Source organism: Vibrio cortegadensis (assembly GCF_024347395.1).
Lineage (GTDB): Bacteria > Pseudomonadota > Gammaproteobacteria > Enterobacterales > Vibrionaceae > Vibrio > Vibrio cortegadensis.
Genome location: NZ_AP025472.1, coordinates 1,134,063 through 1,153,225, shown reverse-complemented (window position 1 = coordinate 1,153,225; position 19,163 = coordinate 1,134,063). Strand labels below are relative to the sequence as shown.

The following is a 19,163-nucleotide window of genomic DNA, read 5'->3' as shown; positions in this document are numbered from 1 at the left end:
TAAAATACAACATACGTGGGCAAGATCTGACGTAATGAGATAAAACGACGAAGGCTCAGATCATGTAAACAATAATTTCATCAGCGCATTTTGTTCATACGATCTTATTCAGTGAATGCTCGTCACTAGTATCCCGTCAATTGCATGAAGCCTTTTGCCTCATGGGAACCAGAAGCGGACACTGGGCCTTCCCAATATGGAATGACAAAAGGCAGCCACATATCCCTACGAACCACTTTGGTCATCAATTTAATATTGCTTTCAGGCACCTCTATCGACCACTGTAATGGCAACCTGCGTCCATTCGGCAAAGTGCTGGTATTTAATGGCGTGATCGATATATCTGAATCAGACAAACTTATTACTTTCCCCGATCTATCCGCCAAAGTGCCATACGTATAAGGTAATTGTTGATCATATCGAGATTGAGTCACGCTTAATGTCCGACCATCATCAAGGTCAAACACAAACCAATCCCAACCTCTTCTTCCTTCAGCAAGTAAAGCGCTCCCCCACTCTTTATTCAGCCAAGCTTTGCCTTTAACTGCGAACGCTGGTTGCCCCTCTAAACGAAGTTGTCCTTGAACACTCAAAAATGGAGCACTGAAACTGTAAGAAGCGATAGGCAGTAAATCATGCTTAATTTGATAGCCTTTATCTCCATTTAAGACATAAGGTCCTATGGTCTTAGATGTCAATACCATGCCAAACTCATCTGACTGAACATCTAACAAACCAGGAAAGGGCGTAGAACTTAATGAGCGCCAACTCCAGTTATCTAACCAGATCCTAAAAGGACGATTGCGCATTCCTGCCTGGCCAATTCCACCGCGAGCCAAACGCTGCTCTTTCCACGTTTTTGTTCCAGAGCTAATAACAACATTGGCGATATATAGCTGTGGACTTTGCCAGCCAGACGTTTCCCTTTCATCTGTGGCAACCCTAAAGTAGCTCCACTGGATCCCATACTCTTGACCCTCAGCATCCACAACACTTGCAAAGTAGTGCCACCACTCATGCTGAAAGTCGGGATGAAGTTGAAAGTCTGCTGGTAGTTTAACTGCTTTATCTGGAAGCACTGGGTCGTAAACCTTTCGCTCTTCACTATGAAATAACGGGCTTACGTTACTTGCTTTAGTTTCATTTGAGGAGTCAAAAAATGAAAAATAGACACCACAAGTCAAAAGAATCATAACAAACAGCATCACAGAGGCCGTGATAATGCGACTAGAATGGTGGTGACGACCTAGATCTTGAACGCGTAACTCACCTGAGTCCGACTTCTGACCAGAATGTGTAGTCTGACTAGAGTGCTTCGTCGTATCCGAATCTTTTCTGTTTTTCATTTACAACGCATCTCTTAGTGAACTGATCGGTGTATTACGAACCATTCGAAGAACAGGTAGCGCACCTGCAACAATTAGCGATAACATCGCCCAAGCAAAAGTTTGCATATATTCCCAAGGAATCACCTGTAACTCCAAAGACCAACCAAAGGATTGCTTGATGATAATATCCACAATTAAGTTAGCTAGTGCGAGTCCTAGAGGCATCGCAATTATCGCCGAAATCAAACCGAATACCACCAGTTGCAAGCTCCCCATGGCGATCAACTCTTTCCCTGACATACCCAAACAGCGGAGTAAAGAAATATGACGCTGCCTTGAAACTTCTCCAGCTAAGGTCGAGAAGAAAATGCCGAATACCGCGATCACCAGTGTGATGTTGCCTAAAGTGTCAGCAATAGCAAAAGTGCGATCAAAAACTCTCATGGCCTGACTATGAATGCTGCCATTATCAAAAACACGTTCAGAACTCATCCTAAACACACTCTCTAAACGACGCTTAAGACCCAATGCATTCACATTATCCTCTAGCACGACGCCAAGAGCGACATTGCCGCTACCAGCAAAGGAGTTCAACCAATTGCGATGTGACATCATCACTTGGTGATACGGGTTGCCATAATCATAATACACTCCAACCACTTGCCATTTTTTGCCAAGCCTTTCGCCTAAATCGATGTAGTCACCCGGTCTGATGTCTAATTTCAATGACATGGACTCACTGATCATCACACCTTTCGACTGATGCAATTGGTACCAATAATTTGGGATCCCTAGTTTAACGGTTAAGGCATCAAGCTCACCTTCTGAAGAGCCGGAGCTCACGACCTGTATAGGGCCACCAGCCGTTGACACATCTTTTTCCCAACGCCACCAAACCGTATCAACTTCAGGCTGAGCAGTAAGCCAAGTACTCATTCGCGCCGCCGAATTATTGCTTGGGTAGATATAAACATCCGCCGCTAATCGCTGGCTTAACCACTTATCCGTCGTATCACGGAAACTGCCTACCATGGTTTCAACGCCAATATTTGCAGTTAAAGCAAGCATAAACGCCATCGTTGCTACCCCACGATAACTCATACTCGCAGCTGCATCAGCAAAGAACCAACGAGCTTTAACCCAGCGTAAAGAGTAAGACAGCGCGTTAAACAGTTTCCAAATGATGTATGGCGTGAATAAAGCGACACTCACAAGCATCAGAGCAATTATCGCAAAACCTGTTTCTTGAGTTTTAGGCGCTTGGTACACCGCAATCGCAGCGACACAAAACGCACAGGCGATCAACGCTTGCCAACTAAATTCCGTACCAGCAAAGCGAACCAGTGATAAACGCGACGTTAGACGAATAGGCTGTGATTTAAGTAAGCGAATCAAAGGCCAGCTACAAGCAATGAACGCCCCAAATGATGCCATCGCTAGGCTATATAAACTTGTTCTCCAACCCCACGTTATCGATAAACCTACATTTGCATCGTAGAGATCACCCAAGCTAGCCGATACGGCAGGGATAAGCTGATTAGCAAGGAGTAAGCCGAGTACATTACCGCAAAGCCAGCTAATGAGGACCAACAAAACCAACTCAAAAGAGAGCGCTTTTGCCAATTGCCAACCTGACACGCCAATTTGGCGTAATGTTCCGACAAGAGGCTGACGCTGGATAAAAGAAAGCGACATGGCTTGATAGAATATGAACAATCCAACGACAAAAGAGAGCATCCCCATCGCTGATAAATTCATATGAAAAGCATTCGTTAATGACTCAAGTTCCGCTTTTGTACTACGCGAGATCGCCAAGCCATTGGGTAATAGGGATCTTAACGCTTGCAACTTTTTCGCTGGCATTTCACCACAAGCAATAACAGACAGCCCAGAGCTTCGTTTTAGCATGCGAAGTAATGACAGATCAGCGACGACTTTGGTGCCATGGAGTTGATTTTTTCTATCTATGGTGATGGGCCCAAGCTTTGAATCATCATTCAACTCTATGTATGAATTTTCTGACCAGTTCATATGTTTCGCAAATTGCTGACTCACAAGCAGCGGATAAGGCGGCTTCATCAAGCTTAACGTGGTCAAATCTTCTAAGTGAATATCATCTTTGAACTGCATCATCGCAATAGGATCGACCCCCATCAGCATCAAGCTAGTACCATTGCTGGTTGTTAAGCGATGATTATCAAAAGGCGCACATTGGTTAAAGCCTTTTCTGCGGAGTTGAATATAAAACCCTTGTGGGATCTTATTTGCGTTGTGCTTTGGGCGAATACGGTAAGGAAGAGGGTTTGAAAAAAGTTTCTCACCATTCGCGTAGCTCTGTTTTGCATGATCATTAATCGCCGTAACACCCACCAAAAGTGATACGCCAAGAGTAAGACCAAGCCAAACTAGAATGATTTGTAAAGGATACCGACGGTAGTGACCTAGTAGCGCCTTAACTACGGGCCATAACATGCAATTGCCCTCCTTGAAGGCGAACGCGCCCTTCCATGTGCTGAGCAACTTTTTCACTGTGAGTGACAAGTAGCAGCGTACAATTTAGCTGACGAGTAAGTGAGGTTAATAAACGCATTACCGCTTCCGCATTACGTTCATCAAGGCTACCCGTTGGTTCATCTGCCAGTAGTAACTGAGGCTCCATATATAAAGCCCTTGCAATCGCCGCTCTCTGTTGCTGACCACCAGAGACCTCTTCTGGGTAACGCCCTAAAAGTGCCATCAGATCCAATGCAGATAAAATCTGACGCCATAGAGCTTTGTCTTCAGGTAGGCCTTTTAATTGACGGCAAAAGCGGATGTTGTCGGCAATATTAAGCGTTGGGAGCAAGTTGAACTGTTGGAATATATTACCAATATTATTACGACGAAAAGCGGTACGGTTAAACTCAGAAGCACTGTGCATTTGCAAATGAGGGAACTCAATTTCACCAGAGTCTACCGTATCGAGACCAGCAATAAGGTTAAGTAAAGTGCTCTTTCCTGAACCACTTTCTCCCATTAAAGCAACTTGGTCCCCTTGATTTAAATGAAGCTCTGCCCCTTGCAGTACAGGGTGAAATTCCCCCCCATCTACATAGCCTTTGCACAGGTCCGACAGTCTTAACATTAAATCACCACATGAACTCTAAATTGGATTCAGAATCTACACTAATTCCTTGTTAGTAGGAAGTGTTTTGAAGTACAGATCACAATATACGCATCCCATTGCAGCATCAATAATTCACATGTCTAATTTTCAATCAAATTTTTCATCCACTTCTTGCTTTTCATCCTATAAAGTGAACCGCCCCACTTCACCACTTCTTCTGTGAGAAACAGCACATAAATCCATTCCGGAGACATCCCTAGCTTGATAGCCGCAAAAGCAGCCAGCGGAATACCGATCAACCATTGGGCGATGAGATCTTGATACAAGCAAAACTTCACATCACCACCCGCTCTCAGTACTCCAACGATCACCACCATAGGAACGGAGCGAAGGACAATACCGAAACTTAAGATAACAATGAATTTTTCTGCCATTTCCCTTGTTTCAGGGGTCAGCGCAGAGAAAGCGTTTAAAATCGGGATCTGAATGAAGAAGAGCAAGATAGCCACACAAACACCAACGATGATGTTTAAACAAGTTAAACCCAGCGCCTGGTAATACACGGCATCGTATTTTTTAGCACCTAGCTGGTTGCCGACTAACACTGACGCGGCATTCGATAGACCGATGAGCAAGCTTAGTGAGATCGACTCAACAGGCGTCATGACAGAGAGTGCAGCAAGGCCTTGAACACCACTTTGTCCCATAATGGCATGGTACGCGAATAAACCACCAGCCCACGCAAGAAAGTTGAACGTTGTCGGCATTGATAATTTTAAGAAGCGAACAATATTGTCCCAATAACACGCGGCTTTTATGTCATTCATACCAAAAGCGAGAAGATGCTTTTTGCTATATAGGTAACCATATAAACACATCACCTCTATTGCGCTGCTTAAGACCGTCGCGATTGCTGCACCAGTGATCCCCATAGCTGGGAATCCAAACTTACCGAAAATAAGCACCCAGTTGAGGAAGACGTTCGACAGGATTCCGATTCCACTAAAAAAAGTACTAATCCCCGGCTTGTGCATCGCACGTAAACCTACCGCCATACTGCTCACACAAGCCACTGCTATCATGCTAAACGATGTGATAACAATATAGTCTCGACCCAGTTGCTGAACTTCATTCGAATCGGTGGTCAGTGACATAATCTGAGTTGGAAATAAGACAAAAAAGACGATGGTCAATAGAGCAAAACCCACCGCAATCATCCAAGTCAGGGCGGTACTTTCCCTAACGCCTTTTTTATCTCCTGCGCCCCAGAACTGAGCCGTTAATAGTGCGCCTCCAGTGTTTACACCCACTAACATTATGGTTGTAACAAACATGGCTCGGCTCGCCACACCCACCGCGGCAATATCCGCTTCTCCTAGCTGTCCCAGCATAAGTACATCCACCAAACCTCGGCTTGAGAACATAATACTCTGAAGGGCAATAGGTAATGCAATCGCAATTAAACGGCGTAAAAAATCACCTTTGGTATGGAAAATTATTTGAGAGACAAGAGCCAAGAACATCACCTTTAATAAACAAAAACCGAGTAATCGTAACCAAATCACAACATATTGATAGAACTCGATAATAATCTGATACTATAGCCCTTAGTGCATATTTCGACCACTAAAAAGGCTGATGGATGAGCATGAAAAAAATTCTTATATTAGGTGCGTCAGGCTACATTGGATCACAACTAATCCCGAAGTTACTAGCAGAGGGTCATCTTGTCACGGCCGCAGCTCGTCATATCGATTATCTCAAACAGAGAACCGCTCCCCACCCTAGCCTTACGATGCATTATCTAGATTTAGCGGATAAGAATGAGACCGATAAGCTTGTTGATGATTTCGATCTGGTCTTCTTCCTCGTTCACGGAATGGCTGAGGGGCACGACTTTATCGAGTATGAACTGCAACTGGCGGAAAACTTCTCTCAAGCGCTGCTTAATAGCCGAGTTAAACATGTCATTTACTTAAGCGCACTTCAGCCACAAACGGGGAATTCTGAACATTTATTAGCAAGGAAAAAGACAGGCAAGATCATTCGACTTAGTGGTATACCCGTGACAGAACTTCGCGCTGGCGTCATTATTGGCCCAGGTTCCGCTGCTTTTGAAATTATGCGCGACTTTGTTTACAACCTCCCTCTAATGATCGCACCTAAATGGGTTAATTCAAAAGCAAACCCCATTGCCCTACCTAACCTAAATCATTACCTATTAGAATTAGCGGAAGCATCGCCGAACGAATCTCAAACATTTGAAGTCGGCGGGCCCGATGTATTGAGCTACCGCGAGCAATTTAAAGTGATCTGCCAAGCGGTCAAAAAGCCACTCCGTTTATGGTCTACCGCTCTCCTTACTCCTAAAATGGCCTCATATTGGCTTAGCTTAGTCACTTCCGTCCCCTCTAATATAGGCAAAGCGCTGCTGGCCGGACTGGAACACGACTACATTGCCGACGCTCAGCCAATACGCAAACTATACCCGCAAGATCTTATTTCTTATGAAGACGCAGTAAGGGAGACAATTAAACAAGAAGGTACATTTGTCCGCAGTAATGTATGGGGATTTGAACCCGCAGCCTTACAACGCTGGCAGCCTGGTTACGGCTATTACCCTAAACAAGCTGGGGCAAGTGCACATACTCAGTTATCGATCGAGCAACTATGGGAAGTTGCACAAAAAATTGGAAGCAAAGAAGAGGGGTACTTTTTTGCTAATGGGTTATGGCGTACACGGGAATGGCTCGACATCTTCTTTGGCGGTCAGAGGCCGATACGTCGATCTCCTGAAGGGCCTGAATTAAAAGTGGGTGATTTTATTGACTCTTGGAAAGTGATTCGCTGTGAAAAAAATCAGTTTCTTTCTCTATTTTTTGGGATGAAAGGACCCGGTTTAGGACGTCTTGAGTGCACCATCACTGATCATGGTGACTATAGAGAGGTGAACTTAACCGCTTGGTGGCATCCGCAAGGATTTTTAGGATTACTCTACTGGTTTGCCATGATGCCTGCCCATCTATTTATTTTTAGAGGCATGGTAAAGGCTATCTGTAAAAAGGCCTCCGGTAAACAAACGGAGAAGAGCTAATTCACCATAGACATGCACGAACAGCTAGACATACACAAACTATTAGGCATGCACAAACAATGAGACATGTCGTGTAAACAGTTGATAGCTGAAAACAGAAAATAAAAATGCCCCTTTTGAAGCCTTACCAATAAAGCTCAAAAGAGGCATTATAATTCAACGATTAAAACGAATCTGCTAACCGATGACCCAATCAATTAACCAATCAATTAACCAATGACGCTAATCGGAATTTCAGCTAATTCAACGCCGTGATTTCCAGGGTAAACAATATACTCACCATGGTATTTGACCAATGATTTGTAGTCAGTACGTTTGTGCAGCATGAAACCAGCTTCTGCGGCCATCTCAATAAACTTCGCGTGATTGCCACGAACAAACCAATTCATTGGTCGTGCCATGATTTCACCGTCAAAAGAGTCATCACATTGATCAGCACACATCGCGAAAGAGTCTGCGCCATCCGTAAAGAACTGAATCTTCTCACCATTAGTTAGCACTTCTGTATTCGTTACACACCAACCCGCTTCATCCATTTTATCGATGAACGCTTCAACATCGCTGTCTTTTAATGGTTTAGTGTCGTCACCTTGTGGAAACATCTTTCCGTAGAAGGCCGAAATACGTTTGAACGTAAACAGAAGATCGGATTGGTTACCTTTAGAACGACCCGATTTCTGCCAGCGAATCATGTCGCTGCTAATACACTTATTAAACACTTTGGTTTTAATGTTTTTCGTTACCCAACGAACCAGAAAGTGGTTATTTGCAACAGGAGCATTGACCAACTTTCCGCTTTCGTGTTCCGCTGCCATCTCTTCTAATGCAGCATTTACTAATGCTTGAATTTCAATATGGTATTTCGACATTATGCCTTTTTCCCTAATGTCCAATATAACAATGCTGACAGCACAGAGCAGGCTGTCATCACCAAAATCATTGGTACTGCGGTTGTGGATGGGAACATTGCCACCAAAGCACCTACAGCAGAACCAGTACCGAAACGAAGTGTTCCAGCTAACGAAGAAGCAGTACCCGCCATTTTCGGATAACCGCTAAGTAATAACCCCATAGAATTACTACCGATTGTTGAGAGTGTTCCGATGAATAGAACGACAAATGGAACAATTCCCCACAACCCAAGATCGAGCGCCCAGCCCGCAAATAGGCCAACACCCGCTAACAGCTGAATGGTTAAAGCAAAGCGCAGCATATTATGTGAGCCCACTTTTTTCACCATGCGACCATTAATGCTCGTCATCAAAATCATCGCAATGATATTCATTCCAAACAGATAACCAAAGTGATCAGGTCGTACGCCATAAATATCAATATAGACGAATGCGCCAGCGGTCAAGAAAGCAAACATTCCGGCAAAAGAGAATGCACCTGAAAATATCAGCCCCATTGCCACTGGATTCTTAAATAACCGAGCGTAATTACGAATGGTGGTTCTAAAGCGTAATGGTTGTCTCTTCTCTACTGGCAATGTTTCCGGAATTTTCCAGAACACCGCAGCAATCACCAGCGCAGCAAAAATCGCGAGCACCCAGAAAATAGAACGCCAACCAAACCACAGAGCCAAATACCCCCCCACCATAGGCGCAACTAACGGTGCGATCGTCATCACTAAGGTAATGAACGACATGGTACGAGCGAAATCTTCACGATCAAACATATCGCGAACCAGAGCTTGTATCACCACAGCCGCCGCAGCCCCCGCAAAGCCTTGCGCGGTTCTAACATAAGTTAACGCTTCAATACCCGTCGTTGTCGCACTCACTACCGCAGCAATGCCAAAAAAGAGCACACCAATGATGAGCACAGGCCGACGCCCAAAACTGTCGGCCAAAGGGCCATGCAGCAACTGACCAAACGCAAAACCAGCAGTATAAGCGGTTAACGTAATCTGAACCGCACCAGCAGACACGCCAAGATCTTTAGCGATCGTCGGCATTGCTGGCAAATACATATCGATAGCTAAAGGTGTCAGCGCACCAATCGCACCCAAAATTAAAAATAGCAACAACCCTAATTTAGGCGGCTCATTGGGGTTCACGCTTGTCGGCTGAGTATTTCCCTGCGAAATGCTTGGTTCAGTGGTTGTGGTCATAACTCTCCTATGCGGAAGTGGAGGTGATAAGTAGGCGTAAGACTAAGTATTACAAACGAAAACTATCATCAGATATTGCAATAAAAAATAAATCAGAACTTCGAAACTAAAGAAAAGCCACGACCAAATGGGCCATGACTTTAATACGCGAACATGAAAATAAACGTCAGGCTTTAACCTACGCCACTATTTCCAAATAGAATCCGCTTCTTCTTGAGTTAAATAACGGTACTCACCTAACTCTAACTCTTCATCTAATTCAATTTCACCAATTTTTTCACGGTGAAGTGCTTCTACTTTATTACCCAAAGCAGCAAACATACGTTTTACTTGATGGTATTTGCCTTCATGGATAGTCAGTAGCACCTCTTTTTCGGCACGAACTTCGAGATGTGCAGGCAGTGTTGGCTCTTTTTCACTGCGAAGCTCAATACCTTGCTTAAACTTCTCAACATAGTCATCTTCAACAGGTTCAACCAGCCATACGCGGTATGTTTTTTCACATTTACGCTTAGGCGATGTAATGCGGTGAGACCATTGGCCATCATCGGTGATCAGAACTAAACCTGTCGTATCAACATCTAAACGGCCAGCAAAATGAAGTTCGTCCATTTTGATTTCATCAAGCAATTCAAATGCGGTTGGATTAGAACCATCTTCATGTGAACAAACAAAGCCTTCCGGTTTGTATAGCATGATGTAACGAGGGCCTTTCACCGTTATTTCGCGCTCTTGCCACTCAACACAGCACTGCTCTGTTACTTTTACAGAACCGCTTTTTTTCTTCTCGCCATTTACGGTTACTTCGCCTTTTCTAAGAAGGATTGTCGCTTCTCTACGAGTAACACCTAATGAATCACACAAAAATTTATCTAAACGCATGAATACCTCGACTAAATTAAGTCAGGTATTATAGTCTTGTTTTACTCAATAGTTGAGCTATTTCACATTATTTGTGTAAACCGCCGTTGCTCTTATTCTATTTGCTTCATTTGAAAGGTTAATAAACGCATCCCTATGTACACACTTCGCCCTTATCAAGCTGATTCAGTTAAAGCGGTCATCCACTATTTTCGTAAGCACAGCTCACCTGCGGTTCTCGTACTGCCCACTGGAGCAGGGAAAAGCTTAGTCATTGCAGAACTCGCTCGTCTCGCTAAAGGACGAGTTTTGGTGATGGCGCACGTAAAAGAATTAGTTGAGCAAAACCACGCGAAATATGAAGGTTATGACTTAAAAGGGGCCATATTCTCGGCGGGTTTAGGTCGTAAAGAGACCGATCAACAGGTCGTCTTCGCCTCAGTACAATCCGTTGTTAGAAACTTAGACGCTTTTGCGAATCAGTTTTCACTCTTGGTCATTGATGAATGCCATCGCGTACCCGATGAAAAAACAAGCAGCTACCAAAAAGTCATTTCCCACTTAAGAGAGATAAACCCCGGCATTAAAGTGTTAGGCTTAACCGCCACGCCTTATCGCCTAGGCATGGGGTGGTTATACCAATACCATACTCGCGGCCAAGTTCGCTCTGAAGAACCGAGATTTTTCCGTGACTGCATTTTTGAACTGCCGATTCGTTACCTACTTGATGAAGGTTTTTTGACCCCCGCCAGAATGATTGATGCTCCTGTACTCAGTTATGATTTCTCTAAGCTTAAGCCAGCAAACACCGGGCGATATAAAGAAACGGAACTGGACATGGTCATTGAGCAATCTAAACGCGCCACACCGCAGATTGTCGACCAAATCATTCAACTGGCACAAGACAAACAAGGCATAATGGTATTTGCGGCAACGGTTCGTCACGCGCAGGAGATTTTAGGCCTACTGCCTACTGGAGAGTCCGCAATTGTCATCGGTGATACTCCAACATTAGAGCGCGATCAGATCATTAATGACTTCAAAAACCGCCATATCAAATTTCTCGTCAATGTTTCTGTGTTAACCACTGGTTTCGATGCGCCTCATGTGGATTTAATCGCTATTTTGCGACCAACAGAATCAATCAGTCTTTATCAGCAAATTGTAGGTCGAGGATTACGCCTATCTGAGGGAAAAACCGAATGTTTAGTACTCGATTATGCAGGCAATAGCTACGACCTTTATCAACCAGAAGTGGGCGATCCAAAACCGGATTCTGAGAGCGAAATCGTCACCATCCCTTGCCCGGCTTGCGGTTTCAATAATAACTTCTGGGGAAAGCTAGACAGTAATGGTTTCCTACTAGAGCATTTTGGACGTCGCTGCCAAGGTTATTTTACCGATGAAGAGACTCAAGAACGGGAGCATTGTGGATACCGATTCAGAGCTAAATATTGTGGTAACTGCGGAGCAGACAATGACATTGCCGCCCGTATTTGTCATGAGTGCGATGCCACTTTAGTTGACCCCGATAAAAAACTAAAAGAGGCTCTCAACTTAAAAGATGCGTTAGTATTTGAGTGTCTTGAGATGGACTTAAATGTTCATAAAGACTCAACAGGAAAATCTCAGCTTAAAGTCACCTATCTAGGTGAAAACCAAGCTCAAGTTCATGAGTTTTGGCCATTAACCACGAAGAAGCAAAAGCAACTGTTTAAAGATCAATTTGTTCGCCCTCACCTTGCGGATAGACATCGACCATTTGAAGAGAGTTCACCCACTCGCGTCGTCGCTAACCAACACCGCTTTCGTCCTCCTCAATTTGTGGTAGCAAGAAAGGTCGGACGATTTTGGAAAATGCGGGACAAAATATTTGAAGATGAAATGCAAAGCCGTTAAGTCTACAGATTTAACTTACAAACCACTTATTCACTTTATGTTCATCTATGTTTAATTATACTGAGTATGGAAATATCAACGCTGCCCTATCAGGTTATTGCTTAGGAAATTGTATGAAAAACAAGGCACAACATACGCTTATATCTTGTCTGATTTTATCCATTTTTTCAGGTCCATTAGCATTCGCAAAAGATCATCAAAATGGGCATAACATCGTTCTAGATGAGCATAAAGCAGGGACTCGCGTGGAGATCGATGAAGATCAAGACGAAGTCTACGACGCAGTACAAGCAGGCTTAATTAAACCCTTTTCAGAGCTTTATGCGGCAGTTGAATCTCAATTAAACGGCCGTCTTATCAAAGTCGAATTAGAAGAAGACGACGATGAGTGGGTGTATGAATTAAAATTAGTGCATAAAAACAGCGTCATCAAAGTTGAATACAATGCTGCCACCTTAGAAATGATTGAGATAAAAGGTCGCAACCTTCACGATGTCATTAAGAAATAATCCAAACTGAAATCCAACCCTAAAGAGAAAAACAATAATGAAAATTTTAGTTGTCGAAGATGAACCACGTCTTGGTGAGCAAATAATTGAAACCCTGGAAAATACTGGCTGGGTACCTGAACTTTCACAAGATGGCATTGATGCTTTATACCGCGCCACATCTGAAGAGTGGGACGCGATTGTGCTCGACCTTGGATTGCCAAAACTCGATGGCTTAACGGTTTTAAAAAGTATTCGAGATGAAAATATTAATACTCCGGTCATTATTTTAAGTGCGCGTGACACGCTGACTCAACGTGTTGAAGGTTTGAATGCAGGCGCGGATGATTACTTAACCAAACCGTTTGAAATGATAGAACTGATTGCTCGAATTCGTTCACAGCTTCGTCGCGCATCTGGCAATGCCTCTCCAATCATGCAAATAGGCGATCTTAGCCTTGATACTCGAAGCTCAAAAGTAATGTGGCAAGGTCAAGCCATGAGCCTTACTGCCCTAGAATATAAAGTGGTCGCTTACTTTATGCATAACCCCGAGAAAGTCATCTCTCGCACCGAATTAGTTGAACATATCTATAAACAAGATTTTGACCGAGATTCAAACACCATCGAAGTATTCATAGGTCGGATCCGTAAAAAAATCGCACCTAAGGTCATCAAAACAGTGCGTGGTTTAGGGTACAGACTCAATGCCAACTAAGCACCACAAAGCTTCTATGCATAACAGAACCTCTATGTATCATAGAACCTCTAAGCAGAGGCTAAAAAATATCAGCCTGAAAAGCCGCCTACTATTGGCGGCTGCTTTATGGTTGTCTGCTATGATTTTGGCCGCAGGACTTGGTATACCGAAACTGGTGAACGATTACTTATTAGAAGACGTTCACAACCAACTTAATCGAAGCATGGATGAGATCACCGCGAACATAGAAGCGGATGATAATGGCAGTTTATCCATGAGCGCACGCTTATCTGATCCTCGTTTTATTCAACCTTATAGTGGCTTATATTGGACAGCTTCTGCTGAATCACACACTTTACGTTCTCGTTCTCTTTGGGATAAAAGCATACAAGTTGAAAAAACAGGACTAAAGACCATTGCGCGTGGCGCTCAAGATGAGAAGCTGATTTACATCGAACGAGAGATTTATCTCCCTGAGCTTTCGACACCCATTTCCATTTTGATCGGGCTAGATGAAGATCCACTTGAAGAGACCTTACACAGGCTTACTGGTCAGTTATGGGTTATTTTAGGTCTACTGTTTACCGGTGTTTTAATCTTAATTGGAGCTCAGGTCAGTTGGTCACTCAGGCCATTGACGAAAATGCAGCAAGAACTTGCGATGTTACGTAGCGGCGATCAACAAGCGCTGAGTAATAACTACCCTCAAGAAGTTTCTCCGCTGGTGTCTGATCTCAATGCTCTACTATTTCATTACCAAGAACTGCTTGAACGCGCTCGAAACCATGCGGGTAATTTATCACACGCACTGAAAACGCCTCTCTCTATTCTAAAAAATGAAATTGATACCTTAGAGTCAGAACCAAAAGCCAAACTCACACCACCCATCAAGCAGATTCAAGATTATATTGATTACCATTTAAGCCGCGCTCGAATGGCGGGATCAATGAATATTCTCGCAGTTAGAACCTCACCCAGTGAGCGTGTCGATGCGATTTCAATGGCGTTCGATAAAGTGTTTGCTGAACGTAATGTCGTGCTCGTGAATGAACTAGATAGTGATCTTTTTGTTAACGTGGATAAAACCGATCTTGATGAAATGGTTGGTAATTTACTCGAGAACGGTTACAAATGGGCTCACTCTATTATCCGCGTTCATGCCGTTCAAACCAGTGACGACAACGCAACCATTACGATTGAAGATGACGGCCCTGGAATTCCGAATGATCAGATAGATCAGGTAACCAAGCGTGGTGTTCGATTAGATGAAACCACAGCGGGAACAGGGCTTGGCTTAAATATCGTCAGTGAAATGGCACACAGTTATCGCGGTTCACTTGAATTGGAAAGAAGTAATATGGGCGGTTTAAAAGCCACTCTCACACTGAAAGTGTCCCAAGAGTAATAGGATCGTACCTTCCACATGATTAAAAAAGTGACGAAGCCTTACTTCGTCACTTTTGCCAATAACGTATTCTCTTTAATCACTAAGACTTGTCCGTCACTGTAATAATCATGCTGGTCATCTAGCACCGTGATTTGCCCTAAAGTTTGCATTTCAGTACTCCAATTAAGGTTAGCCCGTTCAACCTTCGCCGCGAATTGGTCACGTTCATGGTCGACATTTGGATCAATGCTGTGCAAAACAGTCACAATACCGCTATAGGGCGTCAGTATTAACCCATCATCATAACTGATTGCGCCAACCCAACGTGGTTGTTGGCTAATAGGATCAACACCCGCTTTCCACCAGCGAACATGACTCCGTTTCATCAATGTTCCTGGAAGTTGAAACGCCATATGTTGAGGTTCTTCATTCCAAAATAGATCCGACACGGGCGGTGTTTTATCGCTTAAAAGCTGTAAGTAATCTTTCCACTCAATCTCATCGCGGGAAAAGGTTTTGTTCTCAATCCAGCCAAGCTGTGCCATTAATGTTCGAGGCGACTCTCCAATGAGCACCAGATTCAGGGCTTGGGCATCAAAAAAGGGAGACTTTCCCGGATACACTTTAAAGTCTGATGGCAACAACGGTGTCGACATTAAATCGTCGCTAAAAGTAACGGACGCGACTGGAAATGCTGTTTTTAGAGAAATAAGGGAAGGGTTTGCGTTTTCTTTATACTGAGAAACGACCTCCATAGTTTGAGTATTCCCAGGTGTTACCACTGCATCATCACTGAACCAAAAGAAATGGCTATAGTTGACACCTAACATGCCAATAAGCAAAAAGCCGATACTTTTAGTCACTGGGAATCGCCAATTTTTCTTGTATGCGATAAAAGCCACAACAGCGGTACAAGCAAATAACACCAACAAGTATTGATGTTCCAACACAAATGTTTTGGCCGCGTCGACAAAAGGGACTTGTTCAATACCAGCACCTAACAGATAACCCCAAAAGACAAACTGCCCAACGCCAAGCATTACACCAAAAGTGTCAAATAGACTGAATCTACGCCACTCGATGTTTTGTGTACCCGCCATAAACGGGACCACCCACGAAACAGGACCAAGTAAACGAGAGAAGGCGAGCACATAATTGCCTCGTTTCTGCATCAATATCCGACAGCGGGCAATAGGACGACGAATCTTAGGCTGAAAACGCATTAATTTTCGTTGCGCTGAATTCCCAACTTTTCGGCCAATCCAATAGCTGGCCTGATCACCAACCAGAGCTCCACATAGTACGGCAATAACACCAAGCCATACGCCTTGGTATAACTGGTAACCCGCCGCAATTAAAAACGGCTCTCCTGGGACAAATAAATTAGGGCCAATGAGTGCATCTAACAATGCACCCAGAAATAAACCCGCGCTTTCCCACATAACCACCTCATGACTCTACTGTTTCTCTTCTTTCTAAACCACTCTACGATACTGGCCACACCGACACATTCAGTGCAGCCAATATTGATTAGCCCTCAGAGTAATGACCAAATTTGTATTCCATCTCGTTATTACGCATTTCACCGATGAAGAAGCGGCGCACATTCGCTTTAAGGTAAGTCAGTCCCATTTTGAACAACCCATCTTGATCTAAACGTCGTGGGTCGAATTCGAAGCGAAGTGAGAGGAAACGAAATCGCCACGTTTTACTGGCCCTTTTGACGTAGTCACAGTCTTCACACAACGTGATATTTTCATCAAACCCTTCTAAGGCTTGGTGAACTCTTTTCGTTGAGAAAATACACGCGCCTACTGCGGTTGGGAAAAAGAACTGCGTAATAAATAAGCCGCCATTAAACATCGCATAACCCGCTTTATGTAAAAGAGGCAGATTTTTAGACCCCATGTAGACACCAGCAACTTCAAGTTTTCGTTCATTCAACTGAGCAATCGCCATGGCTAGAAAATCTGAACTCAAACGAACATCGGCATCTAGAAACAGCAAACGTTCGTGCTTGGCTAATGATGCTCCTGTATTTCGTCCTAAGCTGACTCCGCGTGTGCTCATTTTATGGATGGAAAGCTCAGGCAAGCTTGATTCATAGGCTGCGGCAACGTCACATGTTGAATCGTCACTATTCGAATCCACCACAATCACTTCAAAATCACGATGGCTCTGTTTACTTAAGTCATCCATTAAACGGCCAATTCGTTTTTCTTCATTTAGGGTAATCACAACAATGCTAATCGGGTTCATAATCTTCTCCATCGATTGAAATAATGTTTGGTTTTTATATTCTGATGAAGAGATTAACGTGCGGTGACTTAACCTATCGTGAGTAAGACATTCAGGTTCAGTTCATGCTTTTGAGTTTGATTATCAATACCGTACACCAACCTACCAGCATTCAAATTGAAGTTCGCACTGAGTATTGAGTATTGAGTATTGAGTATTGAGAAAGTAAAACAGCTTACGACAACGAGTAAAATCGAATCACAATGCCTAAATAATCATCCCTTTCGCTTTAACCACGAGTTCTCTACTGACATATTTTAAAAACTAAGCCATTAGTCGTTCAATTAGAGAAGGATTCAGGACAATACTCTTGCCCGAACCAATAGAGAATGGTAGTATCCGCGCTCGCAAGAATAGTAACTACCAATTTTCTATTCTTGCTATACCGCATCAACTAGGTCGCTATGTTGGTGATGAAGTTTAATTTTACTATTTGAGAGTAAAACCTATGAAATTTGAAGCAGTAGTACGTACTGAACTAGGTAAGGGTGCGAGCCGCCGCCTACGTCACGCGGGTAAATTCCCAGCAGTAGTTTACGGTGGCGAAGCAGCTGCAGTAGCTATCGCGCTTGAGCACCACGTTGTAATGAACCAAATGGACAAACCTGAATTCTACGAAGAAATCACTCTAGTGATCGACGGCGCAGAAGTTAAGGTTAAGCCACAAGACGTTCAACGTCACGCTTACAAGCCAAAAGTTGAGCACATGGATTTCATCCGCATCTAATTCCTTTTTGGAATTAAGTGGATAAAACCATTACCTGCTGCATAGAAAGATAATCGGCATTACCAACCGAGAAATCTAAAAATTAGAAACCCCGATGCTACCAACATCGGGGTTTCGCCGTTTTAGAGCCTAAAATTTTCATTAATAAATATTAAGTTAATCATGCTGTCGTATTTATCTTCGACTATGGCTCATTTCATTACTTACGAAATTTATCAAAAAGAAAGTCTAGAAATAGCCGAATCCTCTTAGGCTGATATTTCTTACTCATATAGACAACATTCAGGTCAGCACTTGATACTGATGTCGATGTGTTAAAATTGGTCATATAACCATTCAGTACCGTAACCAAGCGTAAGTTATCGATATCGTCCTGCACGTCTAGTATTGATTTCAAAGCAATCCCCGCCCCTTCTAATGCCCAATGCCGAACCACTTCGCCGTCATCTGAAAATCGTTTAGGCAATACTGTTATTACATTCTTTTTATCCGTATCTTGAAAATGCCACGTTTTAAGCTCTTCATTACTACGAACTATCGCAAGGCAGCGATGATTTACTAAATCTTGCGGGGTTAATGGCGTGCCATACTTCGCTAAGTATTTCGGTGATGCACACAGGACTCGATGGCTTGACGATAATCGTCGCGATATCAAACTGCTATCGGCAAGCTCACCATAACGTATAACAATATCGATACCCGATTCAGCGATGTTTGAGACATCGTCATTCAAATATAAGTAAGGCACCACATCTGGGAATTGTTCACAAAATTCAGACAAGATGGGAAGGATATGTTGTTTACCTATGTCTTTTGGTGCGCTGATTTTAAGTGACCCTTTGACTTCTTTCACCCCATTCAAAATGAGATTCTCTGTCTCTTTTACATTTTCAAGGATCTCAAGACACGCTTTATGGTAAAGATCACCAGAATCAGTGAGAGATATATGCCTTGTGCTTCGATTGAGCAACTTGACTCCATAGCGTTCTTCCAATCCTTGTAGCCTTGCCGTCATTGTTGCAGGAGAAAGCCCTAATTCACGCCCTGCCGCCGCTAACCCTTGATGCTTCACCACACTCACGAACATCGTCATATCAGAGAATTTATCCATCTCTTACCTCTTCATTTCTCGTGCCAGTATTACCGCTCAATCACTACTATT

Annotated in this window: 16 protein-coding genes; 6 read left to right on the top strand and 10 right to left on the bottom strand. The window is 43.4% G+C overall.

The features are described 5' to 3' along the window. Positions 1–125 precede the first annotated feature (125 nt). The 4 genes from OCV39_RS05315 to OCV39_RS05300 form a co-directional block, all read right to left on the bottom strand. Positions 126–1,205, bottom strand: a complete 1,080-nt coding sequence (locus tag OCV39_RS05315; RefSeq protein ID WP_261889480.1) for a lipocalin-like domain-containing protein — start codon at positions 1,203–1,205, stop codon at positions 126–128. A 141-nt stretch (positions 1,206–1,346) separates the two neighbouring features. Then, positions 1,347–3,800 carry an ABC transporter permease gene (locus tag OCV39_RS05310; protein ID WP_261889178.1) on the bottom strand — a complete coding sequence of 818 codons (2,454 nt, stop codon included), beginning with the start codon at positions 3,798–3,800 and terminating at the stop codon, positions 1,347–1,349. After that, positions 3,781–4,452, bottom strand: a complete 672-nt coding sequence (locus OCV39_RS05305) for an ABC transporter ATP-binding protein (protein ID WP_017051782.1) — start codon at positions 4,450–4,452, stop codon at positions 3,781–3,783. The genes OCV39_RS05310 and OCV39_RS05305 overlap by 20 nt, the downstream gene beginning before the upstream one ends. Positions 4,453–4,574: 122 nt before the next feature. Further along, positions 4,575–5,957, bottom strand: a complete 1,383-nt coding sequence (locus tag OCV39_RS05300; RefSeq protein WP_261889177.1) for an MATE family efflux transporter — start codon at positions 5,955–5,957, stop codon at positions 4,575–4,577. A 125-nt stretch (positions 5,958–6,082) separates the two neighbouring features. Between OCV39_RS05300 and OCV39_RS05295 the strand changes: the two genes are divergently transcribed. Then, positions 6,083–7,528, top strand: a complete 1,446-nt coding sequence (locus OCV39_RS05295) for an SDR family oxidoreductase (protein ID WP_261889176.1) — start codon at positions 6,083–6,085, stop codon at positions 7,526–7,528. Positions 7,529–7,737: 209 nt separating this feature from the next. Here the strand turns inward: OCV39_RS05295 and OCV39_RS05290 are convergent, their stop codons facing one another. The 3 genes from OCV39_RS05290 to rsuA form a co-directional block, all read right to left on the bottom strand. Beyond that, positions 7,738–8,397, bottom strand: a complete 660-nt coding sequence (locus OCV39_RS05290) for a DUF2913 family protein (RefSeq protein WP_017051785.1) — start codon at positions 8,395–8,397, stop codon at positions 7,738–7,740. Further along, entirely contained in the window at positions 8,397–9,641 is a 1,245-nt protein-coding gene (locus OCV39_RS05285) for a Bcr/CflA family multidrug efflux MFS transporter (RefSeq protein ID WP_171756029.1), read from the bottom strand. Before OCV39_RS05285 ends, OCV39_RS05290 begins: the two co-directional genes overlap by 1 nt. 186 nt (positions 9,642–9,827) lie before the next feature. Beyond that, positions 9,828–10,523: a 16S rRNA pseudouridine(516) synthase RsuA gene (rsuA, locus tag OCV39_RS05280; protein ID WP_113796033.1), complete on the bottom strand. Its 696-nt coding sequence runs from the start codon at positions 10,521–10,523 to the stop codon at positions 9,828–9,830. Positions 10,524–10,658: 135 nt separating this feature from the next. Between rsuA and OCV39_RS05275 the strand changes: the two genes are divergently transcribed. The 4 genes from OCV39_RS05275 (at position 10,659) to OCV39_RS05260 (ending at position 14,994) form a co-directional block, all read left to right on the top strand. Beyond that, a complete protein-coding gene (locus OCV39_RS05275) occupies positions 10,659–12,401 on the top strand; it encodes a DEAD/DEAH box helicase (RefSeq protein ID WP_261889175.1) in 1,743 nt (580 codons plus the stop codon). A gap of 113 nt (positions 12,402–12,514) precedes the next feature. Continuing rightward, on the top strand, positions 12,515–12,910 hold the full coding sequence (locus tag OCV39_RS05270) for a PepSY domain-containing protein (RefSeq protein WP_017053732.1): 396 nt from the start codon (positions 12,515–12,517) through the stop codon (positions 12,908–12,910). Between the two features lie 37 nt (positions 12,911–12,947). Continuing rightward, positions 12,948–13,607 (top strand): response regulator transcription factor, encoded by a 660-nt coding sequence (locus OCV39_RS05265; RefSeq protein ID WP_017053731.1) that lies wholly within the window; start codon positions 12,948–12,950, stop codon positions 13,605–13,607. 34 nt (positions 13,608–13,641) lie between these two features. Continuing rightward, a complete protein-coding gene (locus tag OCV39_RS05260) occupies positions 13,642–14,994 on the top strand; it encodes an ATP-binding protein (protein ID WP_261889174.1) in 1,353 nt (450 codons plus the stop codon). 41 nt (positions 14,995–15,035) lie between these two features. On the opposite strand, the gene OCV39_RS05255 is transcribed toward OCV39_RS05260, so the two are convergent. Further along, on the bottom strand, positions 15,036–16,418 hold the full coding sequence (locus tag OCV39_RS05255; RefSeq protein WP_261889173.1) for an LssY C-terminal domain-containing protein: 1,383 nt from the start codon (positions 16,416–16,418) through the stop codon (positions 15,036–15,038). A gap of 88 nt (positions 16,419–16,506) precedes the next feature. Beyond that, a complete protein-coding gene (locus OCV39_RS05250) occupies positions 16,507–17,235 on the bottom strand; it encodes a glycosyltransferase family 2 protein (protein WP_136995858.1) in 729 nt (242 codons plus the stop codon). Positions 17,236–17,722: 487 nt separating this feature from the next. Between OCV39_RS05250 and rplY the strand changes: the two genes are divergently transcribed. After that, entirely contained in the window at positions 17,723–18,001 is a 279-nt protein-coding gene (gene rplY / locus OCV39_RS05245) for a 50S ribosomal protein L25 (RefSeq protein ID WP_017053727.1), read from the top strand. Positions 18,002–18,200: 199 nt separating this feature from the next. On the opposite strand, the gene OCV39_RS05240 is transcribed toward rplY, so the two are convergent. Beyond that, positions 18,201–19,112, bottom strand: coding sequence for a LysR family transcriptional regulator (locus OCV39_RS05240; RefSeq protein ID WP_261889172.1), 912 nt, complete (start codon positions 19,110–19,112; stop codon positions 18,201–18,203). Positions 19,113–19,163: the final 51 nt, after the last annotated feature.

What these genes read in the sequence shown, in the direction of transcription:
- OCV39_RS05310 (WP_261889178.1), bottom strand. Translation starts at nt 3,800, where the DNA reads ATGTTATGGCCCGTAGTTAAGGCGCTACTAGGTCACTACCGTCGGTAT.
- OCV39_RS05300 (WP_261889177.1), bottom strand. Translation starts at nt 5,957, where the DNA reads ATGTTCTTGGCTCTTGTCTCTCAAATAATTTTCCATACCAAAGGTGAT.
- rsuA (WP_113796033.1), bottom strand. Translation starts at nt 10,523, where the DNA reads ATGCGTTTAGATAAATTTTTGTGTGATTCATTAGGTGTTACTCGTAGA.
- rplY (WP_017053727.1), top strand. Translation starts at nt 17,723, where the DNA reads ATGAAATTTGAAGCAGTAGTACGTACTGAACTAGGTAAGGGTGCGAGC.
- OCV39_RS05240 (WP_261889172.1), bottom strand. Translation starts at nt 19,112, where the DNA reads ATGGATAAATTCTCTGATATGACGATGTTCGTGAGTGTGGTGAAGCAT.
- OCV39_RS05270 (WP_017053732.1), top strand. Translation starts at nt 12,515, where the DNA reads ATGAAAAACAAGGCACAACATACGCTTATATCTTGTCTGATTTTATCC.
- OCV39_RS05265 (WP_017053731.1), top strand. Translation starts at nt 12,948, where the DNA reads ATGAAAATTTTAGTTGTCGAAGATGAACCACGTCTTGGTGAGCAAATA.
- OCV39_RS05305 (WP_017051782.1), bottom strand. Translation starts at nt 4,452, where the DNA reads ATGTTAAGACTGTCGGACCTGTGCAAAGGCTATGTAGATGGGGGGGAA.
- OCV39_RS05315 (WP_261889480.1), bottom strand. Translation starts at nt 1,205, where the DNA reads ATGCTGTTTGTTATGATTCTTTTGACTTGTGGTGTCTATTTTTCATTT.
- OCV39_RS05260 (WP_261889174.1), top strand. Translation starts at nt 13,642, where the DNA reads ATGTATCATAGAACCTCTAAGCAGAGGCTAAAAAATATCAGCCTGAAA.
- OCV39_RS05250 (WP_136995858.1), bottom strand. Translation starts at nt 17,235, where the DNA reads ATGAACCCGATTAGCATTGTTGTGATTACCCTAAATGAAGAAAAACGA.
- OCV39_RS05285 (WP_171756029.1), bottom strand. Translation starts at nt 9,641, where the DNA reads ATGACCACAACCACTGAACCAAGCATTTCGCAGGGAAATACTCAGCCG.
- OCV39_RS05275 (WP_261889175.1), top strand. Translation starts at nt 10,659, where the DNA reads ATGTACACACTTCGCCCTTATCAAGCTGATTCAGTTAAAGCGGTCATC.
- OCV39_RS05255 (WP_261889173.1), bottom strand. Translation starts at nt 16,418, where the DNA reads ATGTGGGAAAGCGCGGGTTTATTTCTGGGTGCATTGTTAGATGCACTC.
- OCV39_RS05295 (WP_261889176.1), top strand. Translation starts at nt 6,083, where the DNA reads ATGAAAAAAATTCTTATATTAGGTGCGTCAGGCTACATTGGATCACAA.
- OCV39_RS05290 (WP_017051785.1), bottom strand. Translation starts at nt 8,397, where the DNA reads ATGTCGAAATACCATATTGAAATTCAAGCATTAGTAAATGCTGCATTA.